The organism is Faecalispora sporosphaeroides DSM 1294, assembly GCA_000383295.1.
Taxonomy (GTDB): domain Bacteria; phylum Bacillota; class Clostridia; order Oscillospirales; family Acutalibacteraceae; genus Faecalispora; species Faecalispora sporosphaeroides.
Genome location: KB911072.1, coordinates 109,117 through 134,179, shown reverse-complemented (window position 1 = coordinate 134,179; position 25,063 = coordinate 109,117). Strand labels below are relative to the sequence as shown.

The window sequence follows — 25,063 nt, the reverse complement described above, 5'->3', positions numbered from 1 at the left end:
AGAATGAAATCGGGAGGGGGTTTCATGCGTCCCTTCGCACTCATTGGCTTTAGCTACCTGCTGGCCCAAACGGCGGCGGTGTATTCAGGTGCGGCGGGCGCCCTTTTCATGGGCTGCGCGTGCGCACTGGCCTTCTGTGTGCTGGCGTGTGTGCGGAAAACCCGATCCCTTCGTACCGTTCAGATGGCGCTGCTCTCGGCAGCGGCGGCGTTCGGCTTGTTTTACGCGTATGCTCAGGCGGCGGTGCTGCCCGCTCAGCAGATGAACGGGCGCGACGCTGTGCTGACGGGTACGGTCTGCGAGCTGCCCGTCAGCGCCTATGGACGGTATTATTATGTCGTCCGGGTGCAGGGCCTTTCCGCCGCTGGCGCGCCGTATGTGGAAAAAATCCGTCTTTCCGCCCAGAACGCGCTGAACGTGGAGCCCTACGACACCATCGAGGGCAAGGCGCATTTTTATACACCCAAGGGCGGGGAAGGATTCGATTCTCCGTCCTACTACGCCTCAAAGGGCATCACGCTGTTTGCGTATCTGTACGAGTACGAGCCGGTCAAAATTACTCCCGCACGGCACAGGCCGCCGTATTTTGCGGCGCTCTCTTTACGGCGCAGCATGACCGGCGCGCTGTACCGCCTGCTGCCCGCGCGGCAGGCCGGGCTTTCCGCCGGGGTGCTGCTGGGCGAACCCTCCGGCATCGGCGAGCAGGTGAAGTCCGATTTTCAGACGACCGGCGTCACGCATATTCTCTCCGTTTCTGGCCTGCACATGACGACCATGGCGCAGTTCTTTCTGCTGCTGCTCGGGCTTCTGCGGTTCCCGCGCAGGGCCGGCGCCGCGGCCGCGATGGCCGGGGTGCTCGGCTTTATGGCGGTGACGGGCTTTGTGCCCTCGGTGCTGCGCAGCGGCATCATGAGCCTGATTTACCTGTTCGGCATCGTGGTGCGCCGCAGGGCGGATTCCCTCAATTCGCTGGGGATCGCCGCGCTTGTGATCTGTACGGCAAACCCCTATGCCGCGGCGGATCTGGGGCTGCTGCTGTCCTTTTCCGCCACGCTCGGCATGATTTTATGCGCCGGGCCGCTCAGTACCCGACTGCGCGCCCTGTATAAAACGGTTCCCGTCGGGCGCGCCTTGCTCGACGGCGTCAATTCCGCCGTGTGTACCACCGTCACGGCCACGGTGTTCACGCTGCCCATTCTGATTCTGTCGTTCGGCACGGTGTCGCTGATTTCGCCGGTGTCGAACGTGCTGCAAATTCTGCCGTCCACCCTGCTGATGGTGTGTGCGGCGCTGGGCGCGGGAATCTATACGGCGGGCCTGCCGTTTCTGGCAATGCCCTTCGCGTTTGGCACGGGGGTGCTTTCCAATTACATGATCGACTGTGCGCGCCTGCTTGCGCAGGTTCCGTGGGCGAGCGTTTCCGCGTCCTACGGCTTTGTGCATCTGTGGCTGGCGGGCTCGCTGCTGCTTGCGGCGGTTCTGATCGTCCGGCCGCCGTCCTATGCGGCGCGGCGGTCGGCGGCACTGCTCAGCGTGATCCTGCTGCTGTGCGGTGTGCTGTCCTACCAGCTTTCGATGCGGTCGGTCACGCGGGTTGCGGTGCTTCAGGAGGGAGACGGACTCTGCGTCGTGCTCACCCACCAGGGGCGCGGCGCGGTGATCGGCTGCGGCGGGTTCGCGTCGTCCACCGCGCGCAATTACCTGCGCGGGCAGGGCGTGCGGCAGCTCGATTATCTGCAAATGGTGGGGGATACCAAGGAGGAAGCTCTGCTTGCGTCGGAGCTGATTTCGTCTTTTCAACCGAAACGGGTGCTGCTGTGGAAAAACGGGCAGGACAATGAGTTCCTGCAAAAACAGCTGCCGAACGCGGAGCAGATCGATTATTTTGATACCAGGGCACAGGCCGAGCTGTGGGGCACGGTTCGGGTGGAGCGATATGCCGGCGGGCTGCAAAGCTATACGGGCATTTTGGTCAATGGCGTCACGTTTCTGCTCGTGTCCGCAGAGTGCCGTGCCGACGCGCTGCCTGATCAGTGGCAGCAGGCGGATTTTGTGATCGCCGACGATCTGCCGCGCGGGGAAAAAGCGCTGTCGCCGTTCGTCACGGTGCTGTCGATGTCGGAGGAAACCGCCGAGGCCAGCCTTGCCCGGCTCGGCGGCGCCGGATTTGTGTCGGTGTCCACCGGGGATGCGGGCCATGTACTGATCGATACCCGCCCGGGAGGAACGCTTGTATTAAGGAGGAACGCCTGATGCCGGAGCTTACGGAAGCCCAGTGGAAAAAAGCCGCCGATCGGTTGGAGCTCAGCGGCCTGTACTTTCTGTATGGAGAAGAAAAATATCTGATTGCCGCCTACTTGAAACGGCTGCTGAAGAAAGCCTCCGAGCAGCCCTTTGCGGATTTTAACGTGCAGCGCTTTTCGGGCGACGGCCTTTCGGCCGACAAGGTAGCCGACGCGGCGGAGGCTCTGCCGATGATGGCGGAGAAAAAGTACATCGTCCTTACCGATCTGGACGTGGAAAAGCTGCCCGCGCGCGAGCTCTCAAAGCTGTACGAGCTGGTGGAAAATCTACCCGAAAGCACGGTGCTGCTCGTGTTTCAGCCCACGCTCGAGATGGATGTGAAAAAATCCACCGCGTGGAAAAAATGGCTCGCCGCGGTCAAAAAGCACGGCACTGTGGTTGAGGTGCGCCCGCGCGAAGGGGCCGAGCTTGAGCGCCTGCTGTGCGCCTACGCGGAAAAGCGCGGCTGCGAGCTTTCGCGGCAGGATGCGGCCTTTTTGATCTCTCAGTGCGGCAAGGAACTGCAAACCCTGTTCCACGAGCTGGAAAAGCTCTGTGCCTATATCGGCAAGGGTGCGATCACCCGCGCGGCGATCGACCGCGTGGCGGTGAAAAATCTGGAGACGACGGTGTTCCTGCTCTCGAAGGCGCTGGTGTCCGCACAGTACGACAGGGCGTATTCCCTGCTCGACCTGCTGTACCAGCAGCGCGAAGAGCCTGTGGCGGTGCTGGCGGTGCTCTCGTCTGCCTATGTGGATCTGTACCGCGTGCGCGCTTGCGTACAGGGCGGCCACCGACCGGCGGAGCTTGCAAACTATTTTCCGTATAAGGGCAAGGAATTCCGCCTGAAAAACGCGGAGCGCGACATGAAAGGCCTTTCGCTGGAAAAACTGAGAGAGAGCCTTGAGGTATTGCTGGAAACTGACATCGGGCTGAAAAGCTCGCGCACCGGGGACCGGATTTTAATGGAAAAGCTGATTGCCCGGCTGCTGCTGATTGCCGAGAAGGAGCGAATCACTTGATTAAACTCAAAGAAGCGGTCATTGTGGAGGGAAAGTATGATAAAATCAAGCTTTCCTCAATCATCGACGGCCTGATCATCGAAACGCGCGGCTTTCGCATTTTTAAAGACGAGCGGCAGATGGCGCTGATCCGCCGCATGGCGGAAACGCGGGGTCTGCTGATTCTGACCGACAGCGATTCCGCAGGCTTTCTCATCCGCCACCACCTGATGAGCGCGATCCCCGCGAAATACATCAAGCACGCCTATATTCCGGATGTTCTGGGCAAGGAGCGCCGAAAGGAAAAAGGCTCCAAAGAGGGCAAGCTGGGTGTGGAGGGGGTCTCGAAGCAGCAGATTTTAGAGGCGCTCGACCGAGCGGGCGTGCTTTGCGAGGAGGAAGCTGTTCCGCAGTGGGAGGCTCCCACGGCGGTGCGGAAAATTGAAAAAGCCGACCTGTTCCGCGACGGCCTGACCGGCGGGGAAAACAGCGCGCGCAACCGCAGGCTGCTGCTCGAACACCTGAGTCTGCCGGAGCACCTTGCGACAAACGCGTTGCTGAAAGTGCTTAACAGCATGATGACGTATGAGGAATACAGCGCCCTTGTCGAAAAACTTTTGAAATAAAGCGAATTTTAGTTGACAAGTCTTTCTCCGGAATGATATAATACTGTTCGTCGAGTCGGCTTTGCGCCTGCTCGGTACTATCATTTTGCAGAAATGCGGCTGTGCTGGAACTGGCAGACAGGCACGTTTGAGGGGCGTGTGAGTTATCTCGTATGGGTTCAAGTCCCATTAGCCGCACCATCAATATTTTTTAAAAAAGTCAATTCCTGATGGAATTGACTTTTTTTGATTTTTATTTTCATCTTCTTCTATTGACATTTCCTCTTATTCGTCATATTATTCATATTAGTATGTAATATATGACGAGGTGATAGAGATGAAAATCCCCAAAGGCCACTATATTTTTGGCACCGTAAAGGTGGGGGAACGCGGGCAGATCATTATTCCGAAGGATGCGCGCGAGGTGTTCGGGATTCAGGCGGGCGATACCCTGCTCGTTCTGGGAGACGAAAAGTGGGGGATCGCTGTGACCAAGGCGGACGTACTGCAAAAGCACGCCGGCGAAATATTTAAGAAGATAGAGGAGACCTCAAATGATGAAGGCGTTTGAGTCCACGAATCTTCCGTTTTTGCGGGAAGATTGCGAGAAGGAATTTGCGCAGCCCATGGGAACCCGTATTTTTGGCAGAGCACAGGAGCTGTATCACGAGCTGGCGGCGCAGGCGGATGACAAAGGGAATCCCGCGATCGCGGAGCACCTGCGCGGCAAGCTGCTCCCGGCAATGGCTTACTACAAGGCGCTGTTGGCGGAGGGCATCCCCAAAAACAACGCGCTGGCCGCCGTCAGGCGTGAAACGCAGAAGGCCGCGCTGATCAAGAAAGAGAGCAGCGCCCGGATGGTGCGCATCCCGTTTGCGTTTTTGGTTTACCGCATGGGCGTAAAATCACACATGCGCATGAATTTCCCGATGGAGGGCTGGGAAACGGAATGGGTGAGCAACAGCGCGAGAGAAATTCACTTTAATCTGCACCGGTGTCTGTATTGGGATTTGTGCCGGCAGCAGGGCTGCCCGGAACTTTGCACGGTTTATTGCGAGAACGATATTACGGCTTTCTCGGGCCTCCTGCCCAAAATCCGTTTTGAGCGCAGCGGAACCCTGGGGGAAGGCGCGGCCTGCTGCGACTTTCATTTCATCAACGGAAAATATGCTTCGCGCGATTGACCGGGGAAACCCGCTGTTCGGCGCCGTGTTCCTTGTTTTTGCGTGTCTTTCTTAACTATTTGAATCGCAGCACATATCATATAATAGAGGAGGGCGATCAAAACCAAATAAAAAGGTGATGATGATGGCCAGTACAGTATTGCAGCTCCAAAAAAACAGCGGTACAAGCATTTTAGATAACAGCAATTTTATCTTTGATCAAATCATCAGCTCGGTCGGGATTCTCAGTTATGATCCGGTGACAGGCGCTGTCACAATTCCTGAGGACGGCCTGTATATTGTCGATTGGTGGGTATCGATCCAGTCAACCTCCGGCGCGCCGGGCACGGCTGTTCAGCTGATTTCGGATAAAGGTCAGGTGTTTGAGAGCAACTCGCCCAATAAAACAGGCAATATAGGCGGAATCGCCGTTCTGAATATCGACGATGCTCCGGTTGCTTTTTCACTGGTGAACATGTCGAACGCAACGCTCTTTTTCTCCGGTATGATTGCATCGAAAGCCAATCTGCGGATTTCTGCCGTCGACAGCGGCGGCGGCGCGGCGGACAACAGCCGCTGCTTCGCGTTGGATCAGTTCGCCCATGTTCTGGAACAGATCGTAACGCTCTACCCGGGCGCATCGGTCAGCCTGTTTTCCAACAGGCTTGCGACGATCACCGGGCCGATCAATTCCCTGTATCGATCGCCTGACGCCGGGAGCGTCCCCATGCTGCTGCTGGGGGATGAGCCGGTCGCTTTCAGTATCGATAAAATAACGGTTCTCTATTTTCCGGACAGCGTTTACGACAGCTCCATTACCTATTTGACTCCTCCCGATCCGTTCCCGCAGAACTGCGACACGGATCAGATCAAGAACATTCATGATTATGTTGCGGTGGGCGACAGCATTTCGTTTACGACCGGACCCACCACAAGCGCTTCCGGCGATATTACGATCAATGAGTACGGCATTCTGGTGTTTGCGGACACGACCTCTATGATGCTTGTCGTGACCCCGCAGATTTTCTCGATCCAGAAGGTAACCGGCGCGGCGCGCATAGATCATTCGATCTCCATTTCGGCAAGATGAGTGACAGCAGAAAAGAATCGTATCAGGTATTTCCATGCGTATTTGTTCAGTAAGCGAAGTCTTAGGCTTCGCTTACTTTTCTATTTCACACTGATCGTAACGGGCACAAAGCAAGAGGATACCCTGCATTAGGGCATCCTCTGATTTTATATCTGGATATTATTGACAACTTGGAACACAAGATGTATAATTATCTTGCGTTCCAAGTTAGGAGGTGGTCATTTGGGGGAACGTAAGAAGCCGGGGCCTCATCCAGAGAAGCCTTTGGAGCATGACCTGAAAGTCAGGGTTGATCATGAAACTTTGGACAAAGTGGAATTTTGTATGAGAGAATTGAAGATGACCCGTTCAGAGGTTTTGCGAAAAGGCATTGATACTTTGTATGACCGGCTCCAGAAAAAATGAAGGGAAGCGGCGCACACTCATCAAAGCAATCGCCACTTCCCACACAACCGACAGCTGCCATAAGGCAAATGCAGCGTAAATAGTATAACATGCGCCGCAGCTCCTTTCAAGCACTGTCGGGAATATCAGGAAAGGCGGGCGATGTGAATTTACTTGACTTTTGTAGCTACACAACCTATAATGGTACTGTCGCTACAAAAGGAGGCGAGACTATCAGCGAACCCAAGAAGACGGGGCGGCCAACGGACAATCCAAAAGATACGATGTTCCGAGTTCGGCTGGATGATAAGAGTGTACAACAACTGGAGGAATCCGCCGAATCGCTGAAAATCAGCAAATCAGAAGTCGTGCGAAAAGGGATTGAACTTGTGCATAAAAGCCTCAAAAAATGAAAGGAAGCGGCGCTCACTCTCCAAAGCAAATCGCCACTTCCCACCCAACCGACAGATGCCATAAGGCAAATGCAGCGTAAATAGTATAGCATGCGCCGCACTTCCTTTCAAGCACTGTCGAAAAACATCTTGAAAAGGAGTATGTTTATGATCATTCGGCAGCTGAAAGAAAGTCAATATGAAACCCTTCGCAGCTCCTTACTGCAAAATGCGCAGGCCGAACCGCTCAGCGCAAGCTATGTTGTCAGCATGACGGTGGATGGTGTAGAATATGCGGTAAGGCTGCAGCCGGAGCGGCATCACAAAATAGCGGTTTTGCAGGCTCTGCGAATTGTAAGGCGTGAGAACGGCCCGGGCTTTGAGCTGATCACCCAAAACAGCCTGCTTTCCTCATTGATGGAGCTTCTCATTCACCAAAGAGCGGGAGAAGGCCGGCTGTCCCTTGTGGAAAACATTCACATGTTGTGATACTGAAAGTGGGAAAGGAGCACAGGCGATATGCTGAGCATGAAAGAGCGAATGATTCGGGGGATGCCGTACCGCGGCGATGAAGAGCTGAGGGAAGACATGCGCAAAATCAGAAGATTGCTGCGGACATACAACAACACCGGGGAGGATGAATTCGAGTACCGCACGCAGCTTCTCAAAGAAATGCTTGGGTCGATTGGGGAACATATTTACATCGAGCCGAACTTTCGCTGTGATTACGGCAGCAATATTACCATCGGGAACCATTTTTACGCGAACTTCGACTGCGTGATTTTGGATGTTTGCCCCGTGACGATCGGCAATCACGTTTTGCTCGGGCCGCAGGTCGGCATCTATACGCCCGCGCACCCCATCGATGCAAGGGTGAGGGCAGATATGCTGGAATACGGCAGTCCCGTCGCCATCGGGGACGATGTGTGGATCGGCGGGCACGCGGTGATCAACGGCGGCGTCGAGATCGGCAGCGGCAGCATTATCGGCTCAGGGTCGGTGGTCACAAAATCGATCCCCGCCGGGGTGATCGCCGCCGGGAATCCCTGCCGGGTGATTCGGGAAATCACGCAGGAGGACGCGGCCTATTGGGAGCAACAAAGAGCGGAGCTCGAGCGGGAGATGGCTCTGCCGCGTTAATGGAATACAGGGGAAGCCCCCATCTCTGCCGGAGAAATCCGGCGGCGATGGGGGCTTTTTTGATTTTCCTTTCCGTCGAAACGGAGCGCCGCGCGGCAGGGCGTTTCGCACCGCCTTCGCCCTTCTATAACCCCAACGGAGTGACGTGTTTTCACCCCGTTTGCAGAGCATTTTTTCAGAAGAGGAAAGAAGCGCGTTGATAATAATGAATATTATCATTTTATTTTTGGGCGATAAGTTTGGTTCTATTTGCGTTGCGCTTGCAATTGACACCGGAAATGGGCTCCCTGTATAATAAAACTGTTAATCATTGGAATGTCGATTTTTGTCGAAAAGAAAATATCAGGTTCGCCGGAACAGGTTTTTACACATGGTATGGCGAATCCGTCTGCCGATATGCCTCATTACAACCACCTTTGAAAGGAAAGACTCGCATGATCAAATTAAGGAAAACGTCAAGACACAAGCCGCAAAGCCCCGGCACCTCCGGTAAGCTGCCGATGATTCGCAGAATCGGGTTCCAGCTCGCTTTGTTTGCGACCTGTGCCATTCTTATTGTGGGCAGTGTGTCGGTGCTCTACATGTCGGCCAGCAATCGAGGCGTCATCAATCAGATCAATACCGAAAGAAGCCAGATGGCGCTTACCACCATGAATTCCATCCTGAAAGACTACGAAATAAAATCCGCCTCTGCGGCCAAAAGCCTTGCGGCCGACGCCGGGGTGATCCTTGCGGTGCAGCAGGGCAATGCCGCCGCCGTGAAAACGGAGGTCAGCCGGTTTGTAAAAGAAATGGCCGCTGATGTGGACTTTGTGACGATCACCAACCGCCAGGGGAGTGTGATCGCGCGCACCCTCGACGATAAAGCGGGCGATTCGGTGGCAGGCCAGGCCAACATTGCAAGGGCGCTCAAGGGAGAAACCGCGACGGTCACCGAGACCGGCGCGGATATTCCGCTCGCCATTCGCACCGGCACGCCCGTCAAGGACTCCTCGGGCAATGTTATCGGTGCCGTATCAGCCGGGTATTCTCTGGTGAATGCCAAATTCGTAGACGAAATGAAAAGCATGACGGGCAACGAGTTCACTGTTTTTGTGGGGGACGAGCGCGTCAATACCACAATCATCAGCAACGGCCAGCGTGTCGTCGGCACCAGGCTGGATCAGAAGATCGCCAAAACCGTGCTGGAGGAAAAGACGCAGTATTTCGGCTCCGCCGACATTCTGGGCGTTCCTTACGCGACCGCCTACCAGCCGATTGTGGATTCCGGCAATCGGGCGATCGGCATTTATTTTGCCGGCCTTTCCCTGGTGGAATCCAACGCGGCAATGCGAAACGCCACGGCAATCTCCGTTGTGCTGGTGCTTGTGCTGGTGCTGCTGGCCATCACGCTTCTGGTGCTGTTTGTCAGGCGCACCATTTCGCGTCCGCTGGACCAAATGGCCGAGGTTGCGACGCAGCTTTCGCAGGGGAACCTGAACCTTGCGCTGGAATACCGCGCGAAGAATGAGCTGGGAATGCTGGCGGATGCGCTGCGGTCGACCGTTTCCTCTCTGCAAAGCTACATTCAGGATATTTCGGAGAAGCTTCACCAAATGGCGCAGGGGGATATGCGCGTGCGGGTGGATTTGGACTATGCGGGTGATTTCACGCCGATCCGGGAGGCTCTGGTGCAGATTTCAGGCTCGCTGAATCACACACTTTCTCAGATCGATATTGCGTCGCAGCAGGTGAATACCGGGGCCGAGCAGGTGTCTGCCGCAGCGCAGGCTTTGGCCGCAGGCGCTTCCGAGCAGGCGGCCACCGTGCAGGAGCTCACAGCCTCTATCGCGACCGTTGATCAGCAGGCGGAGGCCAACGTGCAGAACGTGCGGCAGGCCACGGAATACGTGGAGCAGGCCGCCGCCGGAATTTTGCAGAGCAATGAAGAGATGCACAAGCTGACCCGTGCAATGGATGAAATCCGCGAGTCGTCGGAGCAGATTTCGAGCATCACTAAGGTGATTGAGGATATCGCGCTCCAGACGAATATTCTCGCCCTGAACGCGGCGATCGAGGCCGCGCGGGCCGGTACGGCGGGCAAGGGCTTTGCCGTGGTGGCGGACGAGGTGCGCAATCTGGCGGCCAAATCGGCGGAGGCCGCCAAGCGGACGGCAGTGCTGCTCCAAAATGCCGGGGGCACCGTCAAAGAGGGCGGCGAGATCGCGGCGAATACCTCGCGCGTGCTTTCGCAGGCGGGCGAGCAGGCGAAAATGATCAGCGCTTCCATCGAGCAGGTTGAGCGCGCCTCTGTGGAGCAGGCCGGCGCGATCGAGCAGATCACGCTGGGGCTGTCGCAGGTATCCTCTGTGGTTCAGAACAATGCCGCCACGGCGGAGGAGAGCTCCGCATCCAGCGAGGAGCTGGCGGCGCAGGCCCAGGCCCTGCATCAGGAGGTATCTAAATTTATTCTGGAGAAGCCGTCGGTCTCCGACGCGCCTTCTGCGGCCGACTCGCAGGAGTTCTTTTTCTGAGCGGCTTCCCGGTGCAAACAGAGCCAAAGGCGACAGGCTTTGGCTCTGAGGGTTCCGTATTATCGCGCGAACACCGTGAGGGCCCCTGCGTTTGCATTGCCCGGGCTTCGGCGCGGCTTCCAGTCGCCCGGTTCATGGCGGCAAAGCCATGGAGCGGCGGATTCCTCAAAAATTTGTATGGCCGCTAGTGCCGCGGAGAGCATTTTTTGACGGTATAATTTTGTGTGGTGGAGTCAGCGCGGATTGACCGTGCGGAAAACCCGGCAGAGGAGCCAACGGCTCCTTCGCCGGGTTTCTCCGTTTTTTGAAGATGTCCGCCTCGCATGAGAAATTGCCCCGGATTGTTCTGCCGCACAGCATCCTCCCATTTGCAAGCGCAAGTTTAGTAGATAGATTTACAACAATTTTAACAAAAAATAAATAGTTATCAAATTTGATTGATAACTATTTACCGAAAAATCATTTACACTCCCTCGAAATTATATTATAATTGTTGCAGTATTGTTGCAGTTTCGTATTTTCTGAATGGGGAGTGATCAGAAGCATGAGCAGACTTGAAATTATCACGCCGAATAGAGCGCAAACCACAGTTGAAAAGCTGTACCGCGATTTGGAGCGCCGGATCATTGCCAGCCCCCCAAACCTGTGCCCCGTCGATCTGGCGGCGTCCTTTCTGAAAATATGCAGGGCGCAGACGTGCGGAAAATGCGTGCCGTGCCGCATTGGACTCGCACAGCTGGAACACCTGCTGGAAGATGTGCTGGACCAGAGGGCCACAATGGAAACCATAGATTTGATTGAGCGGACAGCCTCCATCATTGTGCAGACGGCGGACTGCGCGATCGGCTACGAGGCGGCCGACATGGTGCTCAAAGGGGTTCGGGGCTTCCGCGAGGATTACGTAGAGCACGTTGCGACGGGCCGGTGCACCTGCAGCCTGAATCAGCCGGTACCCTGCGTTGCGCTGTGTCCCGCCGGGGTGGATATCCCCGGCTATATTGCTCTGGTGCATGCGGGCAGACATGCCGACGCGGTTCAGCTGATCCGAAAGGACAATCCGTTCCCCACGGCCTGCGCGTTTGTCTGCGAGCACCCCTGCGAGGCGCGCTGCAGAAGAAACATGATCGACGCTTCCATCAACATCCGCGGGCTCAAGCGCTACGCCGTAGACCACGCGGGCAGGGTGCCCGCGCCCGCCTGCGCGCCCGCAACCGGCAAGCGGGTGGCGGTTATCGGCGCCGGCCCGGGCGGGCTGAGCACCGCCTATTACCTTTCCCTCATGGGCCACAGCGTCACCGTTTACGAAAAGCAGCCGCATCTGGGCGGAATGCTGCGGTACGGCATCCCGAGCTATCGCCTGCCGCGTGAGCGGCTCTGGGAAGATATTGAGGCGATTCTCTCTACCGGGGTGCAGGTGAAAACCGGGGTCAACGTGGGCAAGGATATCGAAATCTCCGACCTGACGGGAACATACGACGCGGTTTATATCGCGATCGGCGCGCATTCGGACAGAAAAATCGGCATTCCGGGCGAAAACAGCCGCGGGGTCCTCTCCGCGGTGGATATGCTGCGCGCGATCGGCAACAATGTAAAATCCGGCTTTGCCGGAAAAACCGTGGTGGTAATCGGCGGGGGAAACGTTGCGATGGACGCGGCCCGCTCCGCCGTGCGCCTTGGCGCGGAGAAGGTCGCGATCGTCTATCGCCGCCGGGAGGAGGATATGACCGCCCTGCCGGAAGAGGTGCAGGGAGCCGCAAACGAGGGCTGCCGGATTCTGTGTCTGCAGGCGCCCTCCCGGATCGAAGCCACCGAAGACGGCGACGTCGCCGCGCTGTGGGTTCGGCCCCAGATCATCGGCAATATGGATTCCGCCGGGCGCCCGAAACCGGTGGATGCGGACATGGAGGAACGCCGGATTCCCTGCGATTTGATCGTGTCGGCCATTGGTCAGAGCGTGGAGTATGGGCCGTTTGCGGAATATGGCGTGCCGGTCAGCAGGGGAAGTATTATCGCGCAGAGCTGCGCCCGGGTAGACAATATTCCGAATCTGTTTGCCGGCGGCGACTGCGTCAGCGGGCCCGCAACGGTGATCAAGGCCGTGGCCGCCGGTAAAGTGGCTGCCGCCAATATCGATAACTTTTTGGGGTATCATCACGAGATCACAACAGATGTGGTCATTCCCCCCGCCAATATGGACGACAGAACCCCCTGCGGCAGGGTAAACCTGACGGAGCGGGAATCCGACGAGCGAAAGAATGACTTTGACCTGATGGAAAGCGGCATGACCGATCAGGAGGCCGCGCAGGAATCCTCGCGGTGCCTGCGCTGTGATCACTTCGGCTATGGCGTGTTCAAAGGGGGGAGGGCTTACAGATGGTAACGGTTACGATCAATCACAAGGTGTACGAGGTGGAGGAAGACTCCACGATTCTGGATGCGGCGGCCTCCGTCGGCATCCATATTCCCACGCTCTGCTACCTGAAGGGCATCAACGAAATCGGGGCCTGCCGAGTGTGCGTGGTCGAGCTGGCCGGCAAGGATAAGCTCGTGGCCTCGTGCAATAACCGGGTGCAAGAGGGTATGGTGATGTACACCAACAGCCCGCGCGTCCGTGAGGCCCGCCGGGGAATTGTCGAGCTGATTCTCTCGCAGCACGACTGCTACTGCTCCACCTGCGTGCGCAGCGGCAACTGCGGCCTGCAGCGAATCGCAAACGATCTCGGCATTCTCGACCCGCCGTACCAGCGCGAGCTGCCGGTTTCGGAGTGGAACAAACGCTTTCCGCTTATTCGCGATTTTTCCAAATGCATCAAGTGTATGCGCTGCATTCAGGTCTGCGATGAGATTCAGGGCATGCATATCTGGGATGTGGCGAATACCGGCTCCCGCACGACGGTAGACGTTACCTGGAACCGGAAGATCGAGGATTCCGACTGTGCGCTCTGCGGACAGTGCATCACACACTGTCCGGTGGGGGCGCTGCGCGAGCGCGACGATACCGAAAAGGCGTTCGCCGCTCTGGCGGATCCGGATAAAATCACGGTGGTTCAGATCGCGCCGTCCGTGCGCGCGGCGTGGGGAGAGCCGTTCGGTCTGCCCCGTGAGCAGGCCACGGTGAAGCGCCTTGTCGCGGCGCTGCGCAGGATGGGCTTCCGCTATATTTTCGATACGAATTTCGCCGCCGACCTCACCATCATGGAGGAGGGCAGCGAGCTGCTGGAAAAGCTGGGCCGCCCCGAAGCCGCGCGGTTCCCGATGTTTACCTCGTGCTGTCCCGGGTGGGTGCGGTTTCTCAAATCGCAGTATCCCGATATGGTCGGCAACCTGTCCAGCGCGAAATCGCCCCAGCAGATGTTCGGCGCGGTGGCCAAAAGCTACTATGCGGAGCTGCTGAACGTGGACCCAAAACGGATTTATTCCATTTCGGTGATGCCGTGCCTTGCCAAAAAGGACGAATGCGCACAGAAGGTGCTCAACGATGCCGGAGCGGGGCAGGACGTTGATCTGGTGCTGACGACGCGCGAGATCGACCGCATGATCCGCGCGGAGCATGTTCTGGTGTCTGAGCTGGAGGAAGAGGAGTTCGATATGCCGCTCGGCGTCGGCACCGGCGCGGCCGTGATTTTCGGCACCACCGGCGGCGTGATGCAGGCGGCCCTGCGCTCCGCGTATTACCTGGCGACGGGGGAAAATCCCGATCCCGACGCGTTCCTCGAGGTCGGCGGCATGCAGGGCTGGAAGGAAGCGAGCTTCCGCATTGCCGACCGCACCCTGCGGGTGGCCGTGGTCAATGGGCTCGGAAACGCGAGAAGGATGATGGAGTCGATCCGCACCGGGAGAACCACGTATGATTTTGTTGAGGTGATGGCCTGCCCGGGCGGCTGCGCCGGGGGCGGCGGCCAGCCGATTACGGACGGCGCGGAATTCGCGCAGGTTCGCGGCGAACAGCTCTACGAGCTGGATAAAGAGAATACGCTGCGCTTCTCCCACGAAAATCCCGCGGTGCTCGGGGCGTATCGCGATTATTTTGAAAAGCCGCTGTCGCAGCGCTCCCACAAGCTGCTGCACACCCAGCATAAAAAATGGGAGTGTCCGCTTTCCCCGTACCTTGAACGGAACCGTTCCGATGAGGCTTATTGACTGCTGAGAAGACCGCTTTTCAAGGGCTTGGGTGCTTCCCCGCATAAGGCCATTGAGAAGCAAAGTGGCGGGAAAAAGAGATTTTGCTTGGCGCTGTCAAACGGGATGGGCCGGGAACAAACTTCCCGGCCCATCCCATCCTATTCCTATCTTAAACCCTATATGCGGATATCCCTTTTTACAGGGCAGCCGATGTGTTTGGTCAACCGGTTTTTCAGCAGCCGACTTGACAAGCACCGCTTGCTGTGGTATATCTCTATTGTACAGAATTTCATACAACTCAATAAAAAAAGCGATGAAAAGAACAAGTAGACTCATCTCAACCGGGCCAAGAGAGAAACGGATGCTGGGAACGTTTCCCCGGCGGTGAGCTCGAAATCCTCTTGGAGCTGCAGGCTGAAAGGGGTCGGCCCCCAGTAGGCTGTGACGGAAGCCCGCCGTAGAAATGGGAAACGGCGCAGCGTGACTGTGTTGTGATAAGGCGTGGAGGCAATTCCTTCGCGTGAAATTAGGTGGTACCACGATCGATTCGTCCTAATGCGGGCGGGTCGTTTTTTTATGCCCAAAATGATTGGAACAATGACCGATTTGTGTGAAAATGCCCGATCAATGTACAGATTTTTATCCCTTGCGCAGAAGGAAAAAGGAGCTTTAAAGTGGCATTACGGTAGGAAAAGGAGAGCAGAAAACATGAAAAGCCAGAATATTTATTTGCCGAATTACAGTGTCGGCGAAGACTGCTATCAGCAAATCCCGTTTCTGACAAGGAACTACGGGAGCAAGGCGGTTGTGATCGGCGGCAAAACCGCGATGGAAAAAGCGAAGGACGCTCTTATCAAAGGGATTGAGGGCTCCGGGGTGGAGCTTCTCGGGTTCTTGTGGTACGGCGGCGATTCCACCATGGAAAATGTGGAAAAGCTCCGCCGGGAGGAGCTGGTTCAAAAAGCGGAAATGCTGTTTGCGGTGGGCGGCGGACGGGCCTGCGACACAGTGAAAACCCTCGGTGATCTGCTGGATAAGCCCGTGTTTACCTTCCCGACGCTGGCTTCCAACTGTGCTGCCTGCACGAACCTGAGCGTGATCTACAATACAGACGGTTCCTTCCGGCAGTATTATTACCAAAAGCAGCCCGCCTGCCATACGTTCATCAATACCAGAATCATTGCGGAATCCCCGTACGAAATGCTCTGGGCGGGCATTGGGGATGCGCTTTCCAAGGAATACGAGGTGGTGTTTGCCTGCCGCGGCAAAAAGATGCACCATCTGCCGCTGCTGGGTCTGGGAATTTCAAGAACCTGCACCTCTCCGCTGCTCACGTTCGGCAGCCGGGCGCTGCAGGACTGCAAAAACAAACGGGTTTCGTTCGAGCTCGAGCAGGTTGCTCTGGATATTATTATTTTAACGGGGATTGTTTCCAATTGCACCGTGCATCAGAACCAGCCCGACCCCAGGGATAATTACTACTATAACAGCTCGCTGGCGCACTGTGTGTATTACGGCAGCTCATTGATTCCCGCCTGCGAAACGCACCTGCACGGTGAGATTGTTTCCTTCGGCGTGCTTTGTCTTTTGACGTATGACAATCAGACCGAAGAGCGGGACAGAATTTTGAATTTTAACCGCAGCATCGGGCTTCCCGTTACCATGGAGCAGATTGGCCTGACCGAAGCCGATCTGCCGGTGGTTGCGAAAAAGGCCTCCTCTGTGGTGGAGTGGGAATATGCCCCCGGCAACCCAACGGAAGAAAGGTTTATTCAGGCGATTCTGGACGCCGACAGGGCCGGGCGCAAAGCGCTTGCCCACGGCGGGATCTGAGCCCGTCGGGCAGAGGGGAAATTGACATAATCCGCGCAGGGGATGCGGAACCGGCGGCAGCCGGGCACAGCCGGAGCTGGTCGGGAAACCAACCCTGTACGGAATGAGCTTCAAAATATGGCTGATGAAAAGCGCATGGGGAACCGCCTGCGTTCATCGACCATCGGCGCCCAAAAGGCGCGCCAGGAGGGTGCAGCCAAAAAATCAGGCGCTTTTCAAGTGCGTTCGACTCTATCACAAAACAGGCGTCGGTATTCCCGGCGCCTGTTTTTCTCATGCTTTTTTCAAAATAAGAGGGGGATTTTTGCGCCTCCACTCCTGTTTTTATAAATAATATTTATTTTTAACTTTCGTTCTCTTCATTCCTGGGCGATTGAACCGATTAAATAATAAAACAAGTTTTCCCATTGTTTCATGCCCAGACCCATCCTGTTGCGGAGGAAAAAAGTTGGAACTCTTTTTGCTGTTACCATTGTTGCTCATGACGAGCGGCGGGGCTTCGGTTGCATGTGTGCTGTACACGGTTCAGGGCAATTACCGGCCTGTCATTAACAGAATATTCGCGGCCATGGGGTGCTCTGTTTTTCTGTGGTCGCTCGGTCTGGCGATTCAGACCGCCGGCTCTTTACCGGGCATCCGTTTTTGGGGGAGCCGTCTTGCTTCTATTGGTTATGTGACGATATTTGCATTCCTGCTGCACTATGTCCTGATTCTGACCGAACATTCCGCATTTGTGAAAAAGCCGTGGGTTCCCGTGCTGATCTACCTGCCGTGCGCGATTCTTCTCTATGGCCTGACGGTGCGGCCGCTGCTTGGGGCGGAGCCGAACAATATGGCCGAAACCGCGCTCGGCTGGGCAAACCTTCTCTCAAGCGGCTGGTACCGCGCGTTTTGCGGTTATTATATCGTATCCTTTCTCATCATTGCACAGCTGCTGAGAAATTGGGGCTCCAAAACGGAGTCGACCGATGTGCGAAATCAGGCCCGCCTGCTTTTGGCTTCCCTGTGGGGCTGTATTGCGCTTGGCACGGTCACAGAAATGGTTCTGCCCCTGCTTGGGGTTCACAAGCCGAGCCTTGCGCCAATTTTCTTTCTGCTGCCCGTTCTGGCGGTGAGCCATTGCGTCAAGCGCTACGGCTTTATGCAGCCCGCTGCGGGGAATGCTGACGAAACCATTTTGGACCGCGAGAACCGTACCATGGTGTATCAGATTTTGGGCCTGTTTTTTCTCTTCGGGAGCCTGATGAACCTGTTCAGCCAGCACCTGTTTTACCGCGAGACCCTGCTGTCCTCGTCGTTTTTATTCAGTGGGCTGCTGATGCTGACCGGCGGGCTGATATTGTTTCTCGCCAGACTTCCGCTCAATGAGCTGTTCAAAGAGCTCCTGTTTGCGGTGCTGTTTTCTCTGCTGATTCCCTTTGTCACGCTGCGGTTTGCGATTTACGGCGGCATTACGATCTGGACCTTCTTTTTTCTGCTGCTGATGGTCAGCCTGCTGTTCAATAAACGGATTCTGCTGATTACCATTCTGCTTTCCGCGGGGCAGACTCAGCTTCTGGTTTACTGTGTTACGCCGCTGGGGGTGATAAGGCTCGATTCCGCGGATTATATGGTTCGGCTGGGCCTGATCGCGCTGGCAGGCGTCATGAGCTTTTACATCAGCTGGGTATACCGGAACAGGCTCCGGGAAAATGCCCTGCACGCATACCGGCAGGCGCTGATGACAGGGGTCGCGTACAGCATGATTTCGGTGGATGAGACAAGCTTCGACGAAAAAATTGAGAGCCTGCTTTCCAAATGCGGCTCCTTCATCCAGTGTGACTGGGCGTATCTGATCCTTTGGAATCCTCAGGACAAGGTGATTCAGTACCGCCGCGAGTGGCGGACGGACACCGCGATCTCCATTTCCGCCGCGTGGGAGAGCGGCGCCCCGTTTTTGAGCAGGGAGCTTTTGGACCGAATTCCCGAAAGCCGGGTGCTCGTAGTGCCGGATGTCGGGCAGCTGCCGCCGAGGGCGGAACAAGGGAAAGCTCTGCTGCGGCAGATGGGGATCCGCGGGTTTGCCCTCACCTCCATTGCCAAGAACGGGGAAGCGTTTGGCTTTATGAGCTTTGCGTCCTCCTCGGCGCGTCCGGATTGGGTGAAGGAGCCCCCGCTGTTTTTGTCCATCGTAGCCGATACGGTCACCGACGCGGCCATCAAGCTCGACGACCGCAGGAAGATCAAATGGTCTGCGTTTCATGACACGCTCACCGGGCTGCCGAACCGCCTGGCCTTCAAGCATCGGCTCAATCTGGAATTAAAACGTGCCGAGAGAGAAAATATCAAAATCGCGGTGGCCTTTATCGATCTGGACGCCTTTAAATCGCTCAACGATACGCTGGGGCACGATACGGGCGATCTGCTCCTGCGGGAGGTTGCAAGGGCGATCGCCGCCGGTATCGGGCCGGGCGACGTGGTGGCGCGGATCGGCGGGGACGAATTTGTGCTGATGCTCAGTCGGGTGGCGCACGAGGAAGAGCTGGTTCAGGTGATCCGCAGGGTTTTGGAGGCTGTTCAAAAGCCGGTCGTTCTGCGCGGGCAGGAATTCTACATGACCGCCAGCATCGGCGTGTCGCTGTACCCGTACGATGGAACAGACGCCGAAACACTGATGAAAAACGCCGACATTGCCATGTACGAGGCCAAGGCGCACGGCAAGAATCAATACGCCCTGTGCCAGCAGATTCATAAGGACAAGGCGATGGAAAATGCGCGGCTGAGCAACCTGCTTTACCGCGCGGTAGAGAAGCAGCAGCTCAGGGTTCACTATCAGCCGCAGGTCGATCTGCACACCGGGAAAATCTCCGGCGTCGAGGCCCTTCTGCGGTGGGAGCTGCCGGGCCGGGGATTGATCAGCCCGGCCGTTTTTATCCCTCTGGCGGAGCAGACGGGGCTGATCCGCTCCATCGGCGCGTGGGTGCTCGAAACCGCCTGCGCCCGGTGCAGAGCATGGCAGGACATGGGCCTGCCCCCGGTGCGCATCGCCGTAAATATCTCTGTGCATCAGCTGGAGAACAGGGGATTTGTGCAGCAGGTGGCACAGGTGCTCGAGAAAACAGGGCTGCCGCCACAATGCCTGGAGCTGGAGGTGACCGAGAGTGAAGCCAACAGCCGCAATGTGGATATGGTCGTTTTGATGAACCAGCTCAAACGGCTGGGGGTCTGCATTTCCATTGACGATTTCGGAACGGAGTATTCTTCGCTGGAGCGGCTGAAGCTGCTGCCGATTGACCGGATTAAGATGGATATGCAGTTTGTCAGGGGAATTGAGCACAGCGATAAAGATCGGGCAATCGCGCAGGCCATCATCAGCCTGGGGAAAAGCCTCGAGTTGAAGGTGATCGCCGAGGGGGTGGAAACCGAGGAGCAGCTTTGTTTTTTGAGCCGCAGAAGGTGCGATGAGGTGCAGGGCTTTTATTATTACAGGCCGATGCCCCCGGAAGAGCTGGAGCGGGTTTTCCGCCGCTGCCCGGATTTTGGACGCAGCGTGACCCGGCGCATGGATGAGAAGCAACAGGCGGCGCAAGCACAGGCCGCCCGCAGTGGCAGCGAGGGGTGAGGATTTGATCGTAGAAACGTACAGCGTATTGCTTTTAACCACCTGCGGCGCGGCGGTGGCCTGCGGACTTTATGCCGTTCACGGCAGCGTAACGCGCCTGAACGGGCTGTTTCTGGCGATCTGCGCGGCGCTTGCGGTGTGGGCGTTTGGCCTTGCGCTCACCGGTGCGGCGCGAACGGAAGAAATCAGTTCCGTCGGCCGCCGCGTTGCGCCGCTGGGCTGGGGGATCATCGGCAGCCTGACGATGCACGCCGCTTTGCTGCTGACAGGGCGGGAGGGAGCGCTGAAAAAGCGGTGGTTCTTTTTCCTGATGTATCTGCCTGCCGCGGTGTCGGTCTTCGCCTATACCATTCTGCCGCTTTTTGGCCGGAATCCCGATACGCTGGTTCACACGGAAAACGGCTGGGTGAATGTCTCAAAGACGGACGGATGGGACTGGTTTTATTATATTTACATTCTCCTTTACGCCGCGGCGGCAGCGGTGCTGCTGCTGCGGTGGGGGAGGCGTTCCGCTTCAATCGACGAGAAAAAGCAGGCGGGAATTATCTCCCTTTCCTTTTTCTTTGCCTCCGTGCTGGGGTTTGTCACAGACGTTCTGCCCGTCTTTTTTCACATCCGGTTCCCGCAGGTGGCGGCGATTTTTGCGCTGGTAATGATTTTCGCGGTCGGCTACTGCATCAGCCGGTATCATTTTCTGCAGCCGGTCACCATCAGGCAGAACGAGATGATCCTTTCCAAATCGGCCCGCACGAACGTGTATCTCTATTTGGGGGTGATGCTGTTTGTCGGCGCGGTTCTTCTGCAGATAAACTGGCCCTTTTATGCCGGGCATCGGAACGCCATTCCAGTGCAGGTGGTGAGCGGGCTGTTGGCGCTTCTCGGTGTTTTTCTGGCCTCGATTGAGCATGTGCGGCTTGAGGAGAGCGCGAAGGAAATGTTGGTGTCTCTGTGCTTTGCGCTGCTGATTCCGTTCTGCACGCTTTGGTTTGCAGACAAGGGGATTTTTGTCGCTTGGTCGTTCGTTTTTTTGTTCATGATGCTCTGCCTGCTGTTCAATCGGCTCATGATCCTTTCCACCGTGATCGTTACTGCGTTTTTAACACAGCTGTTTGCGTGGGGTTACACGCCGCCTGCGGTGATTGTGCTGTCCGCCAGATATTATCTGGACCGAATCGGAGTCATTGCGTTTGCCGCCGCCTTTGCAATATACGTCAATCAAATTTATACCACCAGACTTCGGGAAAACATCAACCACGTCGCCATGCAGTCCATCGCGTCGGATATTTCTCACAGCTTCGTGTCCTCCGGCAAAAGGGATGTCGACCAAAAGCTGTATGCGGCGCTGGAGCAGTGCGGGCGCTTCATCGAATGCGACTGCGCCTGTCTGGTGATGATGAGCATGCGGGAAAATACCGTGCGCTACGCGATCGAGTGGAGGTCGGAAACGGCTGATCTGCCCCGCGGCGCTTTGGGCGACACGATGAAAAATATCCGCTCAGAGATGTTCCGCCGGTTTCACGGCAGCGAGGCCCTCGTGCTCAAGGACACCCTCTTTCTGCCCCAGGCGGACGCGGAGATGCGGGCCCAACTGCTCGCGCAGGGCATTCGCGCCCTTGTCGCCGTGCCGATTCGGAACAAGGGGGAGATCATGGGACTCGTCGGGTTTCACGCGGGGCGCCCGCTTTCCATGTGGAATCTGGATTCCATCGCCTTTATCGAGATTGTCGGGCTCATCCTTTCCGACGCGGTCATTAAGGCGGACGATGAGAAAAAGCTGGATTACCTGGCGTTTTACGATCAGCTCACCGGTCTGCCGAACCGCACTCTGTTTAAGCAAAGGCTCGCCGAGGGGATACGCCGGGCGCAGAGCGCGCGCCAAATGATCGGCGTCGTGTTTTTGGATCTGGATGCGTTCAAATCGGTGAACGATACGTTGGGGCACGGCCAGGGGGACCGGCTTTTGATCGAGGTAGCCAGAACGCTGAGCGGCGCGACCCGGCAGGGGGATACGGTAGCCCGCTTCGGCGGGGATGAATTCATCCTGATGCTGGGCCGAATTTCCTCCCGGGAGGAGCTGGCCGCGATTATGAATCGGCTGATGAAGGTGGTGCAGAAGCCGGTTCTGCTGGCGGGGCAGGAGTTTTTTATTTCGGTGAGCGCCGGTGTGGCCGCTTACCCGCAGGACGGCGACGACCCCGAGACGCTCCTCAAAAATGCCGATACGGCCATGTACCGCGCCAAAAGCGAGGGGAAGGGCCGCTATGTGTTTTGCTCCCGCGAAATCAGAGAGGAAATACACGCAAAGTCGCAGCTTGTAAACCGGCTTTACCATGCGCTGGAAAGAAACCAGCTTCTGCTGCATTACCAGCCGCAGCTCGACGCGGCCACGCGCCGCATTGTGGGAATGGAGGCTTTGGCCCGCTGGAATTTGCCGGGGCGGGGGATCGTCGGCCCGGCGGAGTTCATTCCGCTGGCTGAGCAGACCGGGCTGATTTATGCGGTCGGCGAATGGGTAATGCGCGAAGCCTGCCGGCAGAATCGGCGCTGGCTGGGGATGGGCTGCGCGAATCTGCGCATGGCGGTTAACGTTTCGGTACAGCAGCTCAGGAACCCGAAGTTCATTGCGCTTGTGGGCGAGATATTGCAGACGACGCAGCTTCCGCCGAACTGCCTGGAGCTGGAGGTCACTGAGAGCGTGGTGAACGGCAATACGGATCACATCATCGAGGTGCTGCGCCGGTTAAAGGAATTGGGCGTGTCGATCTGCATCGACGATTTCGGCACGGGGTATTCTTCGCTCAGCCGGCTAAAGCTGCTGCCGGTCGACCGGATTAAAATGGACATGCAGTTTGTGCACGGCATTGAAAAAAACGAGAAGGACCGGGCGATTTCAAAGGTGATGATCACCCTCGCCGGAAATCTGAAAATGAAGGTGACTGCCGAGGGAGTGGAAACGGAGCCGCAGCTGGAGTTTCTCAGCCGGTGGAGGTGCGACGAGGTGCAGGGCTTCTATTGTCACCGCCCGATGCCCGCGGGAGAGGCGGAGGCTTTGCTGCGGGCGGCTTTGTGCACACGACAAGAGGAAGATGCCCCTTCTCCAAACACGCGGGCACGAAGCATGGGCCCGGCTGCCACAGCGTTTGAATGCCGGCCGCGCGATTGATTCGCCCACAAATGTGAGGCAGTATCACAGAAAAAGAGGTGTCGTAATGAATGTAAAAGAATTGCTTCCCATCGAACTTGACGCTGTTGTGCTGGAGTGCAGAGAGGCCGACGCTTTATCGGACTTTTATATCCGGCTTCTGGGCTGGAAGAAAAACTACGGCGAGGATGGAGAGTGGGCGGATATCATCTCCCCGTCCGGCGGCGTAAAAATCGCCTTTCAGCAAAACGAGGATTACGTTCCGCCTGTATGGCCCGACGAACCGGGCGCTCCACAGCAAATGGTTCATTTGGATTTTAAGGTGCGCGATCGGGAGCATATGGAGCATGCCGTACGGCATGCGGTTTCCTGCGGAGCGGTAATGGCCGGCGTTCAGTACGATCCCGAAAAATGGATTACCATGATCGATCCGGCGGGGCACCCCTTCTGCTTTGTGATCTGGCCGTGATTTTCGGGCCGTGCGGTTTTCGGCGCCGGGAATTTTTGAGTGACATAATTTTTAGGGGACAGCCTCTGAAAATCCGCACGGGACAGGGGAATTTGTTAGTTTTGGTAAATTATTCCTGTTATTTTCTACAAATTGCTTTCCAAAAAAATCAAAATAATGGAATTTTAACTTGAAATCCTCCTAGGATTATGTTAAACTGTAACCAATTTGTTACAGTTGTAATATATTGTAATGTGGGGTACCGATCCACATTGAAAAGCAGAATACGGAATGTTTCTTTTCCCGCCTTCGGCGGTGAAGAAATGCCAGGCAATTCTGTTTTTGACGAAATTGGGGATGAAAGCAGGGAGGGTTTCAGGGATGCAGAAATTATGGGCGGTGGCCGCCGCGTTTGTTTTTTGCCTGTTAACGGTTACCGGTCTGTGTGCACCCGCGCAGGCAGCGGAGGTCAAAACCGGCGTCGGCTTGTCCGAGCATGTTCTGAAAGCCTGTACTGAAAAATGGAAATACAGTTACGGTTCCTACGGCCAGTTGAGAAACGGAATGCGTTATACGGATTGCTCCGGCCTGATCAAATCCTATTTGTGGTGGACGGGCAATCAGACGAATCCGAATCCCAGCCTGCTGTCTGTCTCCGGTACCGGCAGCGGAATGCTGAGGGACGCCAAGTCAAAGGGAACCATCAATTACAGCGACTGGTCCTCTTTACCCAGAACCCATGGCCTGATTCTGTATCAGCCGGGCCATGTCGGCGTATATGTGGGCAACAACGTCGGCGTAGACAACCGCGATGTCGGTTACGACATGAAAAAAGAACCCGTTTTCGGCCGGGCCAGAAATAAGTGGACGACGTGGTTCAAGCTCACTCAGCTGAGCTACCCCACAACGGGCTTTGTTACATATGACGGAAACGAATATTACTACGAGAACGGCGAGTACGCCATCAAAACGACGCGCACCATCGGGGATAAAATCTACACCATCGGCGCCGACGGCGTGATCGTGGCGAGTGTGTTGACTCCGGAGGCTCAGGCGCGGCAGGCCGCGGCTGTGGCCGAGGCGGCCGCGAAAACGGCGGCGGGCAGCGCGCAGCAAGCAGCCGTGAGCGAGCCGGTGCCTGCCGATGTGATGCAGGCCGCTCAAACGCTTCTGACTCCTGTTTCCTGATTTTCGTCCGATCTTCCGATCTTTTTTAAAATTTAAGGCCGATTTGACCCGGGGGTGCATCGGTGCTATACTGGTGACGGTAAACGCCGATCAAATCGTTTAGAACCATACTGGATATTATGATTGTTTCCGGCAGGGCGGGCTTCCCCCCTGCCGCT

19 protein-coding genes, 1 tRNA gene and 1 other annotated feature are annotated in these 25,063 nt (G+C 56.5%); all 20 genes read left to right on the top strand.

The window, feature by feature from the left end; genetic code table 11:
- Window positions 1-24 precede the first annotated feature (24 nt).
- The 20 genes from G340_RS0112655 (at window position 25) to G340_RS0112560 (ending at window position 24,905) form a co-directional block, all read left to right on the top strand.
- Window positions 25-2,253: a ComEC/Rec2 family competence protein gene (locus tag G340_RS0112655; protein WP_020074018.1), complete on the top strand. Its 2,229-nt coding sequence runs from the start codon at window positions 25-27 to the stop codon at window positions 2,251-2,253.
- Window positions 2,253-3,305, top strand: a complete 1,053-nt coding sequence (gene holA / locus G340_RS0112650) for a DNA polymerase III subunit delta (RefSeq protein ID WP_020074017.1) — start codon at window positions 2,253-2,255, stop codon at window positions 3,303-3,305. The genes G340_RS0112655 and holA overlap by 1 nt, the downstream gene beginning before the upstream one ends.
- Window positions 3,302-3,910, top strand: a complete 609-nt coding sequence (locus tag G340_RS0112645; protein WP_020074016.1) for a toprim domain-containing protein — start codon at window positions 3,302-3,304, stop codon at window positions 3,908-3,910. Before holA ends, G340_RS0112645 begins: the two co-directional genes overlap by 4 nt.
- 95 nt (window positions 3,911-4,005) lie before the next feature.
- Window positions 4,006-4,090: transfer RNA gene (locus G340_RS0112640), tRNA-Leu, on the top strand.
- Between the two features lie 136 nt (window positions 4,091-4,226).
- Entirely contained in the window at window positions 4,227-4,460 is a 234-nt protein-coding gene (locus tag G340_RS0112635) for an AbrB/MazE/SpoVT family DNA-binding domain-containing protein (RefSeq protein ID WP_020074015.1), read from the top strand.
- A complete protein-coding gene (locus G340_RS0112630; RefSeq protein ID WP_027104001.1) occupies window positions 4,444-5,073 on the top strand; it encodes an L-2-amino-thiazoline-4-carboxylic acid hydrolase in 630 nt (209 codons plus the stop codon). Before G340_RS0112635 ends, G340_RS0112630 begins: the two co-directional genes overlap by 17 nt.
- Window positions 5,074-5,197: 124 nt before the next feature.
- Window positions 5,198-6,142, top strand: coding sequence for a hypothetical protein (locus tag G340_RS0112625; RefSeq protein ID WP_154653202.1), 945 nt, complete (start codon window positions 5,198-5,200; stop codon window positions 6,140-6,142).
- Window positions 6,143-6,364: 222 nt separating this feature from the next.
- Window positions 6,365-6,547, top strand: a complete 183-nt coding sequence (locus G340_RS0112620) for a hypothetical protein (RefSeq protein WP_020074012.1) — start codon at window positions 6,365-6,367, stop codon at window positions 6,545-6,547.
- An 89-nt stretch (window positions 6,548-6,636) separates the two neighbouring features.
- Window positions 6,637-6,939, top strand: a complete 303-nt coding sequence (locus tag G340_RS18505) for a hypothetical protein (protein ID WP_326522402.1) — start codon at window positions 6,637-6,639, stop codon at window positions 6,937-6,939.
- Between the two features lie 147 nt (window positions 6,940-7,086).
- Window positions 7,087-7,407: a hypothetical protein gene (locus G340_RS0112610; RefSeq protein WP_020074010.1), complete on the top strand. Its 321-nt coding sequence runs from the start codon at window positions 7,087-7,089 to the stop codon at window positions 7,405-7,407.
- Window positions 7,408-7,437: 30 nt separating this feature from the next.
- Window positions 7,438-8,058, top strand: coding sequence for a sugar O-acetyltransferase (locus tag G340_RS0112605; protein ID WP_020074009.1), 621 nt, complete (start codon window positions 7,438-7,440; stop codon window positions 8,056-8,058).
- 434 nt (window positions 8,059-8,492) lie between these two features.
- Window positions 8,493-10,571 (top strand): methyl-accepting chemotaxis protein, encoded by a 2,079-nt coding sequence (locus G340_RS16775; protein WP_020074008.1) that lies wholly within the window; start codon window positions 8,493-8,495, stop codon window positions 10,569-10,571.
- 544 nt (window positions 10,572-11,115) lie between these two features.
- A complete protein-coding gene (locus G340_RS0112595) occupies window positions 11,116-12,951 on the top strand; it encodes an NAD(P)-binding protein (protein ID WP_020074006.1) in 1,836 nt (611 codons plus the stop codon).
- Window positions 12,945-14,711 (top strand): [FeFe] hydrogenase, group A, encoded by a 1,767-nt coding sequence (locus G340_RS0112590; RefSeq protein ID WP_020074005.1) that lies wholly within the window; start codon window positions 12,945-12,947, stop codon window positions 14,709-14,711. The genes G340_RS0112595 and G340_RS0112590 overlap by 7 nt, the downstream gene beginning before the upstream one ends.
- Before the next feature lie 286 nt (window positions 14,712-14,997).
- Window positions 14,998-15,251, top strand: a binding site (T-box leader).
- A gap of 150 nt (window positions 15,252-15,401) precedes the next feature.
- Window positions 15,402-16,526: an iron-containing alcohol dehydrogenase family protein gene (locus G340_RS0112580; RefSeq protein WP_020074003.1), complete on the top strand. Its 1,125-nt coding sequence runs from the start codon at window positions 15,402-15,404 to the stop codon at window positions 16,524-16,526.
- Window positions 16,527-16,643: 117 nt separating this feature from the next.
- Window positions 16,644-16,856: a hypothetical protein gene (locus G340_RS17995; protein ID WP_154653201.1), complete on the top strand. Its 213-nt coding sequence runs from the start codon at window positions 16,644-16,646 to the stop codon at window positions 16,854-16,856.
- A gap of 130 nt (window positions 16,857-16,986) precedes the next feature.
- Window positions 16,987-20,127 (top strand): EAL domain-containing protein, encoded by a 3,141-nt coding sequence (locus G340_RS0112575; protein WP_326522401.1) that lies wholly within the window; start codon window positions 16,987-16,989, stop codon window positions 20,125-20,127.
- Entirely contained in the window at window positions 20,111-23,290 is a 3,180-nt protein-coding gene (locus tag G340_RS0112570) for an EAL domain-containing protein (protein ID WP_326522400.1), read from the top strand. The genes G340_RS0112575 and G340_RS0112570 overlap by 17 nt, the downstream gene beginning before the upstream one ends.
- A gap of 46 nt (window positions 23,291-23,336) precedes the next feature.
- The gene (locus G340_RS0112565; RefSeq protein ID WP_020074000.1) at window positions 23,337-23,738 is read left to right on the top strand and encodes a VOC family protein; all 402 of its coding nucleotides are present in this window, start codon (window positions 23,337-23,339) and stop codon (window positions 23,736-23,738) included.
- 360 nt (window positions 23,739-24,098) lie between these two features.
- Window positions 24,099-24,905 carry a hypothetical protein gene (locus G340_RS0112560; protein ID WP_326522399.1) on the top strand — a complete coding sequence of 269 codons (807 nt, stop codon included), beginning with the start codon at window positions 24,099-24,101 and terminating at the stop codon, window positions 24,903-24,905.
- The last annotated feature ends 158 nt before the right edge of the window (window positions 24,906-25,063 follow it).